Source organism: Cupriavidus sp. 96C5-1, assembly GCF_057798855.1.
This window is the reverse complement of sequence record NZ_JBYOJU010000001.1, coordinates 367,207-383,533: the sequence shown is the minus strand read 5'-3', so window position 1 is coordinate 383,533 and position 16,327 is coordinate 367,207. Positions and strand designations below refer to the sequence as shown.

The following is a 16,327-nucleotide window of genomic DNA, read 5'->3' as shown; positions in this document are numbered from 1 at the left end:
GCCCCGAACACACCAAGGAGTGAGCATTGAGTCAAAGCAGCGAACCATCCAGCGTGCCACGCCAGGCCGCGCCGGCACCCGCCAAGGTCAAGCATTACAGCGTGCGCGAGTTGTTCCGCAAGCCGGACCGCTCGCAGTTCTCCATCTCGCCGGACGGCCGCCACCTGTCGTTTCTCGCCAGGCATCACGGCCGCCAGAACATCTTCGTGCAGGCGATCGATACCGAGGGCAACCTGCTGGGCGAGGCCCGGCCGCTGACCCGGGAAAGCGAGCGCGACCTGCCCTTCCACACCTGGAAGGGCAATGCGCACATCCTGTATGCGAAGGACTTCGGCGGCGACGAGAACTTCCACGTGCTGTCGGTGCCGATCGATGGCGGCGAACCAGTCGACCTGACGCCCTATCCGGGCGTGCGCGCGGAGATCGTCGACGATCTCGAGGACGATGAACGCCATATCCTGCTGTCGCACAACAGGCGCGACCCGCAGGTGTTCGATGTGCTGCGCGTCGACGTCGTCACCGGCGAGTCGGTCCAGATTGCCGAGAACCCCGGCAATGTGATGAGCTGGGGCACCGATCATGCGGGCCGCCTGCGCGTGGCAAGCGCCAGCGATGGCGTGAACACCACCCTGCTCTACCGGGACAGCGAGGAGGAGGACTTCCGGCCGATCCTGAGCACCGATTTCCGCGAAACGGTGGCGCCGCTGTTCTTCACCTTCGACGACAGGCAGCTGTACGTGCAATCGAATCGCGGACGCGACAAGCTGGCGATCTTCGAATTCGACCCGCATACCGCGCGGGAAGGACGCCTGGTCTTCGAACACGGCGAGGTCGATGCCGGCGGGCTGGCCTATTCCCGCAAGCGCCGCGTGCTAACCACCGCCTGGTACACCGACTGGAAAACGCACCGGCACTTCTTCGACGCGCATAGCGAGCGGGTCCATGCGGACCTGGAACGGCAGCTGCCCGGCTACGAATACCACATCACCAGCATCACGCGCGACGAGACCCGCATGATCGTCTCCGCGTCGAGCGACAAGACCGCCGGCACCCGCTACCTGTACGACAGCGGCACCGGCAGGCTGGTCACGCTCGGCAAAATACTGCCCTGGCTCGACGAGGCCGACATGGCAGCCATGCGGCCGATCCAGTTCACCTCGCGCGACGGCCTGCGGCTCCATGGCTACCTGACGCTGCCCGTGGCAGCCGCGGGAGAAACGGGAGAGCCGGCGCCGCAGCAAGGCCTGCCGCTCGTCGTCCATCCGCATGGCGGCCCGTGGATACGCGACGTGTGGGGCTTCGACCCCGAGGTGCAACTGCTGGCCAACCGCGGCTACGCGGTGCTGCAGATCAATTTCCGCGGCTCCACCGGCTACGGCCGCGCATTCTGGCAAGCGAGCTTCAAGCAGTGGGGCAGGACCATGCAGCGCGATATCGATGACGGCGTCGACTGGCTCGTTGCGCAAGGCATCGCGGATCCGCGGCGCATCGCCATCTATGGCGGCAGCTATGGCGGCTACGCGACGCTCGCCGGCGTCGCCTTCACGCCGGACCGCTACGCAGCGGCGATCGATTATGTCGGCGTGTCGAACCTGTTCACGCTGCTGGAGACGATTCCCGCGTACTGGACGCCCATGCTCGACATGCTCTACGAGATGATCGGCAACCCGAACGACGAGCACGACCGCAAGGCCATGCACGATGCCTCGCCGGTATTCTTCGCGGACCGGATCCGCACGCCCCTGCTGGTGGCGCAGGGCGCCAACGATCCGCGCGTGAAGCAGGCCGAAAGCGACCAGATCGTCGAGGCGCTGCGCGAGCGCGGCGTGGATGTGGAATACCTGCTCAAGGAAAACGAGGGACACGGCTTCCATAACGAGGAGAACCGCTTCGACTTCTACGAGGCGATGGATGCCTTCCTCGCCAGGCATCTGGCAAAGGCCGGCTGATTTTCGCCGAAGCGCCAGGGCTGGGCCGGCCGGCGGAGCCTGTGAAACGCCAGAACAAAAAAGGCGTAGCGGTTGCCCGCTACGCCTTTTGCAATGCTGGTGGGTCGTGCGTGACTCGAACACGCGACCAACGGATTAAAAGTCCGCTGCTCTACCGACTGAGCTAACGACCCGGAAAAACTGAAGCCGCGATTATAGGAATATCTTGGCCGTTATGTCAACCTTTGAGTGCAGGCCCATCGTGCTAGGCCATGCGATCAAGGCGCCATATCTGGTAGCGGAAGCCCAGCACGGAACCGGCCAGGATGCCAGCCAGCGCAATGAAGGAGCCGATCGCCAGCGTCGATACGCCTGACAGGCCCTGCCCGACGGTGCAGCCCAGCGCCGTCACCCCGCCGGCCCCCATCAGGATGCCGCCCACCATGTGGTTGCCGACGTCCTCGGCATTGCCGAAGCCTTCCCAGCGGAAAGTGCGGGTCGCCAGCGCATAGGCCCCGGCGCCGGCCACCACGCCGAATACGCTGACGATGCCCATGGTCAGCACCTTGCTCTTGTCGCTGAACATCATCAGCCAGTCGAGCGTATAGGCGTACGGCGCGACAAAGCTCAGGCTCTCCATGCGGCCGCTGTTGCTGGCGACAAACAATTCCTCGAGCGTATTGGGATCTTCGGCGACATAGCCGATGTGCCCCGACACGTACCACATCGCCACGATGATCAGGCCCACCGCAAAACCGCCCAGCAGGTTGTCGAAGGTGCGGAAACCGCGCCCCGCAAGTGCCCAGATCACCAGCGCCCCGCCCAGCACCAGCGCTATGCCGAGTTGCAGGGTGCCGCGCGCCATGCCGCTGGCATGGGCCAGCACCGAGGGCAGGTCCTGGGTGGTGGGCAGCGTGAGCGCCACGGTATCGACGGTATTGACGCGAATCACGCCGAACAGTCCGCGCAATGTCATATAGGCCGACAGCCCGAGGAAGACGAACACCACCAGCGACTTGAGGTTGCCCGCGCCGATGCGCACCAGGGTCTTGCTGCCGCAGCCCGAGGCCAGGACCATGCCGAAGCCGAACATCAGCCCACCCGCCAGGGCGGAAAGCCAGCTGAGCTTGCTGGCGGCATAGATGGTCTTGGTGGGATCGATGTAGCCGCCCGCGGCCAGCCCTGCGGTGCCGATCATGGCCACGCCGATGGCCAGCCCCCACATCCGCATGCGGCTCCAGTCGCCCATATTGACGATGTCGGAAACCGCGCCCATGGTGCAGAAGTGCGTGCGCTGGAGCACTGCCCCAAACAGGAAGGTCAGGATGAACGTGCTTGCCAGTACGGTGCGGCTAAGCGCTGCAATGTCGATATCGGGCATGGGTGTCCGGCGGGGGAAGCGGAGCGGGTGGATGCGGCGTCCCGGGGACGGCTCTAGTAGTAGTTCTGGTTCTTGTCACAGCGACCGTCAGGCGGCACCCCGGTAGCGGGTGGGATCGGGCACGCCGGCGGCCTCGAAACCCGCGCGCCGAATGCGGCATGAGTCGCACACGCCACAGGCGCGGCCATCGTCGTCGGCCTGGTAGCAGGACACGGTCATGCCGTAGTCCACGCCAAGCCTGACGCCGGCGCGGATGATCTCGCCCTTGGTCATGTCGATAATGGGCGCGTGCACGCGGATGCGCTCGCCTTCGACGCCGGCCTTGGTGGCCAGGTTGGCGAGCGTCTCGTAGGCGGACACGTATTCGGGACGGCAATCGGGATAACCCGAGTAATCGACCGCGTTGGCGCCGAAGAACAGGTCGCGGCCGCCAACGGCTTCGGCCCAGCCGAGCGCCAGCGAGAGCATGATGGTATTGCGCGCCGGCACATAGGTGACCGGAATGCCGCCTACCGCGCCGTCGGTCGGGATGTCGAGGCTGTCGTCGGTCAGCGCGGAGCCACCGAAGCGTCGCAGGTCGAGGTCGACGATCTCATGACGCACCGCGCCCAGGGCGGCAGCCACACGCTTGGCAGCCTCCAGCTCCGAGGAGTGGCGCTGCCCATAGCGCATCGACAGTGCATAGGTCTCGAATCCCTGCGCATTGGCCATGGCAAGGACGGTGGCGGAATCCAGGCCGCCGGAAAGCAGGACGATAGCGCGTTTTTTCATGATGGCAGGCGCTGCGCCGGTAGGGCGCCACGCAAAATTCAGAGCGAATCTTGTATTTTAGCGCGACCACGACAAAAGGCCCGCGGATGCGGGCCCTGTGTCTTCCGTCTGCTGCCGGCGCGGCGCTTACTTCAGCGTCTTCAGGCGATTGCTCGCTGCCTGCGCGCCCTCGGTGCCGGGGTATTTGGCCACCACCTGCTCCAGGGTCTTGCGGGCCGCGGGCTTCTGGCCCGATTCCATCTGGTCGTTGGCGATGGCGATCAGCGCATCCGGCACCTTGGGGTGATCCGGATAGGTCTGCACCATGTTCTGCAGCACCGAGATCGAGCCGCGGTAGTCACGCTGCGCATACAGCGAGTTACCGAGCCAGTACTGCGCCAGAGGGACATACGGGCTCTGCGGGTACTTCTTGATAAAGGCCGAGAAAACGCTGCCGGCACCCTTGAAGTCCCCGGTCTGGAACTGCTTGAGCGCGGCATCGTATTCGGTCTTCTCGCCGGGTTGCGACAGCCCTTCGCGACCATCCACGGTAACCTGCTGCGGCTCGAATTTCTTCAAGCGCGCGTCGAGGTCGGCGTAGTAGTCCTTCTGCTGCTTTTGCAGCGTCGTCACCTCGTTCTGCAGCATCTCGTTCTGGCCGCGCAACCGCGCCACTTCCTGGCGCAGGCCCTCGAGCTGGTTCTGCATGTCGAGCTGGGCGCGGCTATTCTGGTCGATACGCTGCGATGCGGTTGCCTGGAAGCCGTTGAACTGATCGCGCATGGTGACGATGGCGCGGCGTGCCTCGTCATCGTCGAACACGCCGGCCCGGGCCTGTACCGCCGGCAGCAGGCCGGCACAGGACATCGCAGCGAGCAATACCAATTTGGAGACGCGTGCTTTCATGAGATGACTATCCGCGGATTAGTACGCGATGTCCGCGCGGCGGTTTTCCGCCCACGAGGCTTCATCGTGGCCAGTTGCCTTGGGCTTTTCCTTGCCCAGGCTGACGGCTTCCATCTGGTTGTCGGGAACGCCCAGCGAAGACAGCGAGCGGCGCACGGCCTCGGCGCGCTTCTGGCCCAGCGCCAGGTTGTACTCGCTGGTGCCGCGTTCGTCGGTGTTGCCCTGGATCAGGATGCGGCGGCCCTTGTTGGCGCCCAGGTACTTGGAATGCTCAGTCAGCATGCCTTGATAGTCAGGCTTGACGCTGTAGCTGTCGAAGTCGAAGTACACGCTGCGCTTGGCCAGCGGGCTGTTCGGATCGTTGAGCGGATCGCGCGAGACATCCACCGGTGCCACGGCGCGAGCGTCGGTCGAAGGCGTGCCCTTGTTGCCGGCACCCGCGTTGGCGGTGTCGTCCAGCTTGACGCCGGAGCTGCAAGCGCCGAGAGCCAGCAGGGCGGCGACGGCAAGGGTTTTGGTCATCATTTGGGTCATGGCGTGGAACTCCTGGTTTACTGCATGAATGGGCCCCAGGACGGCTCGCGAACCTCGCCGGACTGGAGAGACAAAACCTGCCGGGTGCGCCCGTCAGTGGACACCGCCGCCAGCACCGAGCGACCTCCCACCCGGGTGGCATAAAGGATGTACTTGCCATTGGCGGCAAAGCTCGGCGCCTCGTCGTTGGAAGTATCGGTCAGCGAGGTGACGTCGCCGTTGCCGAGATCCATCAACTGCAGCTTGAAGCCGCCAGTGCGCGTGATATAGGCCAGTTGCTTGCCATCGGGGGAAATCCGCGGGCTCACGTTGTAGCTGCCCTTGAAGGTCACGCGCTGGGCCGCGCCGGCCTCTTCGCCGCCAGCCGGCATGCGATAGATCTGGGGCGCACCGCCGCGGTCGCTGGTGAAATAGACGCTGCGGCCGTCGGGTGCGTATTGCGGCTCGGTGTCGATGGCGCTGCTGCGCGTCAGGCGCTTGAGGCCCGAACCGTCGGCATTGACCTGGTAGATCTGGGTGTTGCCGTCGCGCGACAGCGCCACCGCCAGGCGCTGCCCGTCGGGCGACCACGAGGGCGCGCTGTTGTTGCCCTTCTGGTTCGACACCAGAGTGCGGCGGCCGGTCGCCAGGTCATGCACGTAGACCACGGGCTTCCTGGCTTCGAAAGACACATAGGCGACCTTGGTGCCGTCCGGCGACCAGGAAGGCGAGATGATCGGCTCATTGCTGGTCAGCGCCACCTGCGAGTTCTGGCCGTCGGAATCGGAGATCAGCAAGCGATAGCGCCCGCCCACGCGGGACACGTAGGAAAGGCGGGTGGCGAACACGCCCCGCTCGCCCAGCAGCTTCTCGTAGATGTAGTCGGCAATCTTGTGGCCGGTCACGCGCAGCTGGTTCCCACCGACCGTAAAAGCCAGGCCGCCAAGGCTCTGGCCCTTGACCGTATCGTAGAGACGGAAGCGCACGTCGTACTGGCCATTGCCGGTGGGCGTCACGCTGCCGGCCACGAAGGCATCGGCGCCGCGCGACTTCCAGCTGCCGAGGTCGGCATCGGCGGACTCGGCGACGGTAGCGCCGGCCACGTCGATATTGCGGAAGCGCCCGCTGCGCTGCAGGTCCCCGCGGATGATGGCGGTGAGGTTCTGGGGAGCCTGTGCTTCGCCCTGGAAATTGGCGGTGGCGATCGGGAACTGGCTGGAGCCGACGCCTGTGATTTCAACGTTCAGTTGCGCCTGCGCGCTGCCTGCCGAACAGGCCAGCGCAACTGCCAGCCAGGCAAACAGGGCGTGCGCGCGGATATTGTGCCGCCGGGCGGCCAGCCAAAGGGGGGCCCAAAGCTTTCGCATGCTGCTCCTCAGTCGAGATCAAGATTCATCGAGCGCGGCCGGCAAACAGGATGCCGTGGTACAGCAAGGATACGGGGGGCATGTCGCATGCCCGTATCGCGTGCTCCAGGCACATTCGCCGGCTGCGTCAGGCAACCTAATATCGTAGCCTTGGGACTACCACGCATGGATGTAGGTTGCAATATGTTGCAATTCAAAACCACCGGCCGCTCTATCGCAGGGTTGCTGCATTGCATCATCGCCGCCTCCTAGTCCTTCGGCTTGAAGGTGATGGTGAAGCTGGCCGGCGCCTTGCCGTTTTCGTCGCGGGGCAGCGGGTCCGAGCGCTCGACGGCGCGCAGCACCGCGTTGTCCCAGGCCGAATTGCCGCTGGACTTTGCCACCCGGGCCGACATCAGCGAGCCATCCGGCGCCAGTTGGACGGAGACCACGGCGGCCGGATTGCCGGCAACGTCCTCGGTGAACACGATATTCGGCTTGACGCGGCGGCGCACCCGATCCGGGTAGCCCGGCGAGGCCTTGCCGCCTGAGCCCGCACCGCTGCCCGCGCTGCTGCCGACACCGCCGGCGCCGCCCGCTGCAGCCCCGCCGCCGGCGAGGGCCTGCAGCCGTGCCAGTTCGCCATGGCGCTGCGCATTGGCCGCGGCCTCGCGCTTGGCCTTGGCATCGGCATCCGCCTTGGCTTTCGCATTCGCCGCAGCCTTGGCCTCGGCATTGGCCTTCGCCTTGGCATCCGCCGCGGCCTTGGCCTCGGCATTGGCCTTCGCCCTGGCATCCGCCGCAGCCTTGGCCTCGGCATTGGCCTTCGCCCTGGCATCCGCCGCAGCCTTGGCCTCGGCATTGGCCTTCGCCCTGGCATCGGCCTCCGCCCGGGCCTTGGCGTCCGCGCGAGCCTTGGCATCGGCTTCCTTGCGCTCGCGCTCAGCCTGCTCCTTGCGCTGTTGCTGCTGCTCCTGCAGGAGCGCCTGCTTGCGTGCGTCTTGCTTGCGCAGTTCTTCCTTATGCAACTCTTCCTTGCGCAGATCGTCCTTGCGTTGCTGTTCGCGGCGCAGGTCGTCCTTGCGCTGGGCGTCCTGGCGCTCGCGCAACTCTGCCTGCTTGCGCGCCTCCTCGCGGGCCTCGGCCTCGGCCTTGCGGCGCTTCTGCTGCGCCAGCGCGATGTCGGCCTCTTCCTCGGCGCGGGATTTCACTGCCGGGGCGGGAGGCACGGGGCGCGGCTGCACTACCGGCTCGGGCACGGAGGTTACCGGCACGGGCGGCGCCGGCGCGGGAAGAGGTGGCGGGGGCGCGGTAGTGGCGGCGGGAACCTCTTCCCACAGCTCGGCCTCGGCGCCAACCGGAGTGCTGCTCTGCCAGTGCACGCCGTAGTACAGCACGATGCCCAGCAGCAAGTGCATGAAGAGCGCAAGCAGGAAGGAGCGCAAGCTTCCCCGCTCCGGGACCGGCTGATACGGATAGGCGGCGGTCTTCATGGCGCGCGGCGATGTATTACTTTGACTTGACCATCAGGCCGACGCGCTTCACGCCGTCGGCCTTGAGCACCGACATCACGTCGAGCACGGCTTCATACTTGACCGAGCGGTCGGCGGCGATCACCACCGGCTGGTCCGGGTTCTCGTTCTGGCGCTGATGCACGAAATCGATCAGGCCCGGCTTGTCGAGCTGGCGCTCGAAGGCCTTGCCTGCATTGTCCTTGCCGCGCGCGGTGAGCTGGCCATCTTCGTGCACGGTCACCACGATCGGCGGCGTGCTCTGCTGCGGCGTGGCATTGGCCACGCTCGGCAGGTCGACCACCGCGGGGTTCACGATCGGGGCTGCCACCATGAAGATGACGAGCAGCACCAGCATCACGTCGATGTAGGGCACCACGTTGATTTCGGCGCTGGCCCTGCGGCGCGAGCCGCCGCGGCGCTGTATCGCTGCCATTGCAGGATTCTCCTTGACCGGTAACTACGGTGATTTGCCGCGCGTCAGCGGGTCTGCCGTTGCAGGATATTCAGGAACTCTTCCATGAAGCTTTCGAACCGGATGGCCAGGCGATCGATCTCGGTGGCGTAGCGGTTGTAGGCAATCACGGCGGGAATGGCGGCAAACAGGCCGATGGCGGTAGCGACCAGCGCTTCCGCAATACCCGGCGCCACCGAGGCGAGCGTGGCCTGCTGCACATTGGACAAGCCGCGGAAGGCGTTCATGATCCCCCACACCGTGCCGAACAGGCCGATGTACGGGCTGACCGAGCCCACCGATGCCAGGAAAGGAAGATGCGACTCCATCACATCCATCTCGCGCTGGTAGGCCGCGCGCATGGCGCGGCGGGCGGCGTCCAGCAGCGCGCCGGCGTCGTTGTTGCGTTCGCGCGCCTTCAGGTATTCACCCATGCCGGACTCGAAGATCCGTTCCAGTGCGCCCGTGCTGTGGCGATTATTGGCTGCGCTCTGGTAGAGAGCCTGCAGGTCGCCGCCAGCCCAGAAGTCGCGCTCGAAGCCTTCGGTCTGGGTACGCGCCGCGCGCAGCGCGAAATGTTTGCGGAAAATGTATGTCCACGAAAACAGGGACATGACGAGCAGCAGGGCCATAACGGCCTGCGCCAGCACACTGGCGTGCAACACCAGCGTAATGATCGACAGGTCTTGCGTGACGGTCACGGGGTTCATCGGGCGGTCTTGATGGTTGCAAGGACGGGAGCGGGGATGGGAGTCGGGCGAAATGTGATACGATCCACACATCCCACCCGGATGGCGCCGGTAGCCAATAACTGCTCCCCTCGCCAGGCTTCCTGGGCGAATTGGACCGACGCCGGCCCAACCCGTTCAATCTGTGTCCGGATTTCGAGCAGGTCGTCCAGACGGGCGGGGGCATTGTAGTCCACCGCCGTACTTCTGACGATGAAGACCACGCCGGTCTCATCGGCCAGCGCCTGCTGTTCGATGCCGAGCGAGCGCAGCCACTCGGTCCGGGCGCGCTCGAAGAATTTGAGGTAATTGGCGTAGAACACTACGCCGCCCGCATCGGTGTCTTCCCAGTACACCCGCAGGGCCCACACATTGTTGCTCATGGCCGCGATTGTAACGGACAGCCAGCCTGGCCCGGCGTAAACCCTTGCCCAGCATTACAACAATTACATTACCTGACAGACAAGCCATTGACTTTTCGGACAGGTGCCCGAAGCCCCGTCTTGCAGCCAGCCGGCGCCTCGCGTAAACTGCCGCCAACCATTCCATCTTGCGCGACTGGCGAAGTCAGTGGGCACTACCACGAGGAAGCGCAAGTTATCTGGCGCGATGTATCAAGCGCCTGCCGCTCGCCTGGGCAGCGAATGGGAAGCAGGGTGCGCCCTGCGCCGGACTCGCCACAGCGTCCGGTGCTGGTCGCATGTGCCTTCCCCGCGCGCCCTACCCCGAAGCCGATTCGGATCCCCTTTTTTTTCAGACGAGTTTTCGCCATGTTCGAACGCAGCCGCTATACGATCGACCAGATCGACCCCGAGCTTTTTGCCGCCATCCAGAAGGAAGACCAGCGCCAGGAAGAGCACATCGAGCTGATCGCCTCGGAAAACTATACCTCGCCGGCCGTGATGGCCGCGCAAGGTTCGCAACTGACCAACAAGTACGCCGAGGGCTATCCCGGCAAGCGCTACTACGGTGGCTGCGAGTACGTCGACGTCGTCGAGCAGCTCGCCATCGACCGCGTCAAGCAGCTGTTCGGCGCCGAAGCCGCCAACGTGCAGCCCAACTCTGGCTCCCAGGCCAACCAGGGCGTGTTCTTCGCCGCCCTGAAGCCGGGCGACACCATCATGGGCATGAGCCTGGCCGAAGGCGGCCACCTGACCCACGGCATGGCGCTCAACATGAGCGGCAAGTGGTTCAACGTGGTCAGCTACGGCCTGGACGCCAATGAAGACATCGACTACGACGCGCTGGAAAAACTGGCCCAGGAAAAGCAGCCCAAGCTGATCATCGCCGGCGCCTCGGCCTTCGCCCTGCGCATCGACTTCGAGCGCATTGCCCGCGTGGCCAAGTCGGTCGGCGCCCTGTTCATGGTCGACATGGCTCACTACGCCGGCCTGATCGCCGCCGGCGAGTACCCCAACCCGGTGCCGCACGCCGACTTCGTCACCACCACCACCCACAAGAGCCTGCGCGGCCCGCGCGGTGGCGTGATCCTGATGAAGGCCGAGCACGAGAAGGCCATCAACTCGGCCATCTTCCCCGGCATCCAGGGCGGCCCCCTGATGCACGTGATCGCCGGCAAGGCCGTGGCCTTCAAGGAAGCGCTGTCGCCGGAGTTCAAGACCTACCAGCAGCAAGTGGTCAAGAACGCCCGCGTGCTGGCCGAGACCCTGATCGAGCGCGGCCTGCGCATCGTCTCGGGCCGCACCGAAAGCCACGTGATGCTGGTCGACCTGCGCGCCAAGAAGATCACCGGCAAGGAAGCCGAGAAGGTGCTGGGCGAAGCGCACATCACGGTCAACAAGAACGCCATCCCCAACGACCCGGAAAAGCCGTTCGTCACCTCGGGCATCCGCCTGGGCTCGCCGGCCATGACCACCCGCGGCTTCAAGGAAGAAGAAGCCCGCCTGGTGGCCAACCTGGTCGCCGACGTGCTGGACAACCCGCACGACGAAGCCAACATCGCCGCCGTGCGCGAGCAAGTGGCAGCCTTGACCAAGCGTTTCCCGGTCTACGGCTGATGCCCCTGCGCCACCCGCCTCCGTGCGGGTGGCCGGCAGCCCGCCATGGCGCGGGCCTTGCCAACCCAGGCCGGCGCGACCCAGAATGACAAGACGCTGCATGCGCAGCCCGCGTCCCGGCTCAAACTTCGAGGTGGTCAGGCATGAAATGCCCCTTTTGCGCTCATTCCAACACCCAGGTCCTGGACACGCGCATGTCGGAGGAAGGCGATACCGTGCGCCGCCGCCGCCGTTGCGAATCCTGCGACCGCCGCTTCACCACCTATGAGCGGATCGAACTGTTCTTCCCCGCCATCGTCAAGAAAAACGGCTCCCGCGTGGATTACACGCGCGACAAGCTGAAGGATTCGATGCGGCTGGCGCTGCGCAAACGGCCGGTCTCCGCCGAAGCCATCGATGCCGCGATCACGCGCATCGAAGAAAAACTGCTCGCCCTCGGCGAGAAGGAAATCCCCAGCAGCCAGATCGGGGAACTGGTCATGCGCGAATTGCGCCGGCTCGACAAGATCGCCTATATCCGGTTTGCTTCGGTGTACCGGAGTTTTGAGGACGTGTCCGAGTTCTCCGATGTGCTCGCGGAAGTGACGGCGGGCAATAGCAAGCGCTGAGCACCTGCCGGCCAAGGGGCCTCCCTGCCCTTGCCCCCTGGCCTTCATTTCTGGATATAGACCTCCTTCCATGCCACACGCTTCGATTTGCTCAGAAGATTGATCGGCAGCTGCGACGTGGACGAAGTCGCGTTCGACTGTTGGGTCAACGCATCGAGGTTGCCGTTGCTTAGCGCGACCAGGGATGGTCTGGACGACAGCGCGGTATTGGACAAGGCAATGCCTGTCCATGGAGACATGGCGGACGAGATGAAATTCGTGCTCGGCAGTTCGCCGCCGGTGGTCAGATCAACAGCATACAGGTAGCTCGAAGAGCCGCAGGTTGCTGCCGACGGGATATCGGTAGTGAAGACCAGGATGCCTGCCACCGCCGTCGGATTGGTGACCACACGCTCGCCCGACCCTGGCAGGTCGAAATACCAGCCAGGACTCTTGGTGAAGTCTATCGCCGGGGTGTTGCTGATATGACGCACAGACCCCGATAGTGTCACGGCTCTTTTCACGAGCGTGGTTCGCACATTGGAGATCAGCGGCACGGCGGTCATCGTGTCGACCAGCGCGTACATGGACTGCACATTGCTCACGCTCAGGTCGGATTGGCCGAGCAAGAGCCCCGTCCCCACGAAAACCAGGCGCTGGCCGTTGTAGACGGTCAGTTCCGGCGCCGAGCTGATCGGCTGGGCCTTGCCGCTGCCATCCACCAGGCTGGCAAGCTTGCTGACGTTCCACGCCGAGGTACTGGCACCGGAGAGATCGAAGCGCCAGACGTTACCCAACAGGTCGCCGCCATATACGTAGTCAATTGTCGCGTCGGTGGCCCCGTTCGCCGCAAAAGCCGAGATATACGCCAGGCCGGAGGGCGTAGTGGTATCGCCAACCCCCGTCGACATCGACTGGATCACATTGCCCGTAGCAGGATCGAGTACGAACAGCCGCCCCTTGCCATCACCCTGCGTGCCATTGCGGGTCACATTGTTGTTGTAGCCGGAGGGCACCAGCACCACCCAGCCCATGGCCTTGGTCTTGGCAAGCACAGGCTTGCCGAAAGTCAGGCCAAGGTTGGCCGCATCAGCATTGCTGGTGGCGGAATTCGGGAACTCCCATTTCACCTTGCTGGCCACGTCCGCCGCCTTCTGTGCCGTCGAACTGGTCACGTCAAGCGCATAGTAGCCGCTGCCCCCTGCCCCCAGGCCGCCCACAAGCAGCGTTGACCAGCTCTTGGTACCCGCCAGATAGACATCGCCCACGGCAGGCGTCGCATCGACGTAGTACTGATGTGTGTAGGGCGTGATCGTGTACGCATTCATTTTCCCGTTCGCCGTCAGGAGCGCGCCCGGAACGTAGGCCCAGAGTTCCGCACCGGAGCTGGCATCGAACGCATGTAGCATGCCGTCGTTTGCCCCTTGGTAAATCGCTGGCTTGCGCGAAGTAAGCTGCCTCTGGAAGCCTGCATAGCCGGCATCCGAGTAATAAGCTGCTGCGCCGGCAACATAGACCGGCTCCGCCGACACGATATCGCCAAGAAGGGATGTACGGGTGCGATACGTCGAGCCCTCCAGCGAGCGGTCCCCACGCAAGTAGGCAAGCACGCTGGGACCATCCGTCTTGCCCGGACTATTCAGCAGATTGATGGTGGAAGCCTGCAGCCCCCCCGTTCCCGAATCGAACGAGACGCCCTTGCCACCGTCGTAGGTCGCAATCAAACGGCTACCGGGCGAGCGGCCGGTCAACTGCTCACGTGCTTTCCACAGTGGCGCGGCTGCATTGATAAAACCGGTTGACGGGTCTATGGGAGCGGCAGTGAGTTCGCCGGACCAATTCTGCCCGTTATAGCTGGCCATGAAGGCTGCGCCGCCACCGTTTGTGGAACTGACGGCGATCGCCGCATTGGACGCCGACTTGGACAGCAGGCTCTGGAGTACCTGCTGGAAGAACGAAGTCAGATCAGCTGCATTGGTGGCACGGAACATCTGGCCACGGCCATTGATCGTGGCATGCCAAAGGTCGTCCAGGGCGTTCGGGCTGTAATTCTGGGATGTGGCCACCCAGGTTGGGGGGTTTAGGTTGGGGCTGTTGGCCTGCGCCGTGTTCTGCCCATAGATATAGCCTTTGGCCCCCAGAGCGACCGCATAGGTGTTCATATGCAGATTGGGGTTCTTGTCGGCATTCCAGGAAGTATCCGTCGTATTCACCGGCACCAGGCCCGCAGTGAGATCGGAGCGCAGGTTGTTGACGAAGTACGAACTGGCGATGTCCGCCAGCGAAGGTTTGGGGATGTTTGTATAAGGCGCGCTGTTGATGAGGCTGCTGGACGACAGGTAGCTGGGCGGCGCCACTGTCGACTTGTTGGCATAGCCGTCAGTCAGGATAAAGCCGGCATTCTGCTGGCATGCGTACTTGACCGGCGCGTTGGCGTCCGTCCTCATGAACTGGCTGCCGATGAAGTTGAGTGTTTCCAACGTGGGCGTGCCGCCAGACGCCACGCTCTGATAGATCGCTCCCAATAAAGCGGATCCGCTCTTTGCATTATCGGTCGACGAAAAATCGTACATCGTGATGGCGCTACCGGCTCCCGAATTGAAGTTGGTATAGCCGCCAAACATGCCCTTCAGGTTCGTCAATACCTGTCCCATACCCGACGCCAACATCAACTTGCGCTTGCGATAGTACTGAAACCAGTTGGCGAAATTCTGCAATTCATCGGTGTATGTGCGACCGCTGGGGAACTTCTGGCTATTTGCGGCAGTGATCTGCCACTCACGCACAAAGCCGCCATCAGGCATTGCGATACAGCCAGCGGTACTGGCCGTGCAGGTCGCATCCTTGACATAGTACGTCGCTGGACGGTACGGGAGTGACACGTCCCAGTAGGTCACATTGGATGGCACGGGAAGATCGGCGTTGATATTGATGGTTCCCCAGCTACCGCCATTTTTCCTGTAGGTAATCTGCGTGAGCCCGTTTGCTGACGCCCATGCAAGAGGAATAACCATGCCGGGATACATGCGGAAGGTTGTGTTGGCGCCTGGATTGCTTTGCACCGCAACGGTCCCGGCCAGATTCCACACATAAGGTGAGGACGAAGTCTGCGTCGGATAGTACGGATGGCTGCGCACCGCCGCCGTGCTTGCGGCGCTGAAGCTCTTCATGGCTCCGCCAATGTAGGCGGATGGCCACGGCACGTAAGTCACGCTCGGGTTGTAGTACAGAGGGTTGTAGTCCGAACTACGCATGTACGAGTACTGCGGCAATGGCGGCACCGCATAGTGGTCGGATGTCGAATCGGCGTAGCGCCGCAGATCGCTGTCGTTACTGCTGCTTTGTCCGTTCGGGAAAAGATAGGCATACTTCATCCAGCCATTGCCGGCCGATCCGTTGTCGTTGAAGTTGAACTTGCCGCCCGAGTAGAAGTTCTTGTTGCCCGTATCCCACCACAACGCGCCATCGCTCGTATTCATCAGGACCTCGAAGTCCATCGAACCCGAATCGTCAATGCCAAAGATGACATTTGGCGCAGCCTGGGACGTCGCAGACAGCGGCGTGACGGCAATGTCGGTCGAGGCAGAGTAGGCCGAAATCATCGCCAACGCCGAAATCCCCAGGCAGACCTTCAGCAACGTAGAGAGTTTCATGGGCTGGTTATCTGTTGAGAATTGCCTGAACGAAGGTCTCGCCGCTACGCGGGCTCGTCACATGCACCGTGACCCGATAAGCGACTTGCGGCAGTTGCAGGGGCGTTGAGCCCACCTGATTGCTGCTCGGCCCCTGAACCGCTTTGGCACGGGCGGTACACTGTCCGTAAGGATCGGTTACCGGCGTCGAACTGCACAGGCGCTCAACGACATACTGATACTGCAGGCCACCGTTGGTCACCTTGACTTGCGGAAAACCGGTGGTGTCCGCCCAGTTCACGTCAGGCAAGCCATTCTGGTCCGATGTGAAAGTGCCGGTGGTTGCGTAGTACTGCTTGCCAGTGTCCGTGGCATCCGGGCTGGCAACCTCGTCAAGCATGGCCTTCGCCGCAGTCAGGGCAAGATCGGCAGCCTGGCTCGCCGCCTCCTTGAAAGCGACATTGCCCGCCGTGGTTCCAGACACCGCACCGGACCGCAGCAATGATACGGCGGACACCAGGATAGCCAGCAGGATGATCAGCACTATCGGAAGTGCAAGCCCTCTCTGGGCAC

Annotated in this window: 14 protein-coding genes, 1 tRNA gene and 1 riboswitch; of the genes, 3 read left to right on the top strand and 12 right to left on the bottom strand. The window is 63.7% G+C overall.

Features of this window, described 5'->3' with window-relative positions; translation table 11 throughout:
* Window positions 1–26: 26 nt before the first annotated feature.
* The gene (locus tag AC3FOF_RS01740) at window positions 27–1,949 is read left to right on the top strand and encodes a S9 family peptidase (RefSeq protein WP_488725618.1); all 1,923 of its coding nucleotides are present in this window, start codon (window positions 27–29) and stop codon (window positions 1,947–1,949) included.
* Window positions 1,950–2,046: 97 nt separating this feature from the next.
* Here AC3FOF_RS01740 and AC3FOF_RS01735 read toward each other — a convergent pair.
* The 10 genes from AC3FOF_RS01735 to ybgC form a co-directional block, all read right to left on the bottom strand.
* Window positions 2,047–2,122 (bottom strand) — tRNA-Lys (locus tag AC3FOF_RS01735).
* A 71-nt stretch (window positions 2,123–2,193) separates the two neighbouring features.
* Window positions 2,194–3,309, bottom strand: coding sequence for a YeeE/YedE family protein (locus AC3FOF_RS01730; RefSeq protein ID WP_488725617.1), 1,116 nt, complete (start codon window positions 3,307–3,309; stop codon window positions 2,194–2,196).
* 87 nt (window positions 3,310–3,396) lie between these two features.
* Window positions 3,397–4,080, bottom strand: a complete 684-nt coding sequence (gene queC / locus AC3FOF_RS01725) for a 7-cyano-7-deazaguanine synthase QueC (RefSeq protein ID WP_017230673.1) — start codon at window positions 4,078–4,080, stop codon at window positions 3,397–3,399.
* 126 nt (window positions 4,081–4,206) lie between these two features.
* Entirely contained in the window at window positions 4,207–4,965 is a 759-nt protein-coding gene (gene ybgF, locus AC3FOF_RS01720) for a tol-pal system protein YbgF (RefSeq protein ID WP_035817553.1), read from the bottom strand.
* An 18-nt stretch (window positions 4,966–4,983) separates the two neighbouring features.
* Complete coding sequence (pal, locus tag AC3FOF_RS01715; RefSeq protein WP_017230671.1) at window positions 4,984–5,499, bottom strand: peptidoglycan-associated lipoprotein Pal; 516 nt, start codon at window positions 5,497–5,499, stop codon at window positions 4,984–4,986.
* 17 nt (window positions 5,500–5,516) lie between these two features.
* Complete coding sequence (gene tolB, locus AC3FOF_RS01710; RefSeq protein ID WP_017230670.1) at window positions 5,517–6,845, bottom strand: Tol-Pal system beta propeller repeat protein TolB; 1,329 nt, start codon at window positions 6,843–6,845, stop codon at window positions 5,517–5,519.
* A gap of 248 nt (window positions 6,846–7,093) precedes the next feature.
* On the bottom strand, window positions 7,094–8,317 hold the full coding sequence (tolA, locus tag AC3FOF_RS01705) for a cell envelope integrity protein TolA (RefSeq protein ID WP_488725616.1): 1,224 nt from the start codon (window positions 8,315–8,317) through the stop codon (window positions 7,094–7,096).
* A 16-nt stretch (window positions 8,318–8,333) separates the two neighbouring features.
* A complete protein-coding gene (tolR, locus tag AC3FOF_RS01700) occupies window positions 8,334–8,771 on the bottom strand; it encodes a protein TolR (RefSeq protein WP_017227209.1) in 438 nt (145 codons plus the stop codon).
* Between the two features lie 44 nt (window positions 8,772–8,815).
* Window positions 8,816–9,499: a protein TolQ gene (gene tolQ / locus AC3FOF_RS01695; RefSeq protein WP_017227210.1), complete on the bottom strand. Its 684-nt coding sequence runs from the start codon at window positions 9,497–9,499 to the stop codon at window positions 8,816–8,818.
* Entirely contained in the window at window positions 9,496–9,900 is a 405-nt protein-coding gene (gene ybgC, locus AC3FOF_RS01690; protein WP_035812085.1) for a tol-pal system-associated acyl-CoA thioesterase, read from the bottom strand. Before ybgC ends, tolQ begins: the two co-directional genes overlap by 4 nt.
* Window positions 9,901–10,061: 161 nt before the next feature.
* Window positions 10,062–10,163: riboswitch (ZMP/ZTP riboswitch) on the top strand.
* Window positions 10,164–10,287: 124 nt separating this feature from the next.
* Between ybgC and glyA the strand changes: the two genes are divergently transcribed.
* Window positions 10,288–11,535 (top strand): serine hydroxymethyltransferase, encoded by a 1,248-nt coding sequence (gene glyA, locus AC3FOF_RS01685; RefSeq protein ID WP_276264909.1) that lies wholly within the window; start codon window positions 10,288–10,290, stop codon window positions 11,533–11,535.
* Window positions 11,536–11,678: 143 nt separating this feature from the next.
* Window positions 11,679–12,143 (top strand): transcriptional regulator NrdR, encoded by a 465-nt coding sequence (gene nrdR / locus AC3FOF_RS01680; protein ID WP_035812089.1) that lies wholly within the window; start codon window positions 11,679–11,681, stop codon window positions 12,141–12,143.
* Between the two features lie 44 nt (window positions 12,144–12,187).
* Here the strand turns inward: nrdR and AC3FOF_RS01675 are convergent, their stop codons facing one another.
* Together AC3FOF_RS01675 and AC3FOF_RS01670 are read right to left on the bottom strand one after the other, a co-directional pair.
* Entirely contained in the window at window positions 12,188–15,775 is a 3,588-nt protein-coding gene (locus AC3FOF_RS01675; RefSeq protein WP_488725615.1) for a pilus assembly protein, read from the bottom strand.
* Window positions 15,776–15,782: 7 nt separating this feature from the next.
* Complete coding sequence (locus AC3FOF_RS01670; protein WP_276264907.1) at window positions 15,783–16,298, bottom strand: pilus assembly PilX family protein; 516 nt, start codon at window positions 16,296–16,298, stop codon at window positions 15,783–15,785.
* Window positions 16,299–16,327: the final 29 nt, after the last annotated feature.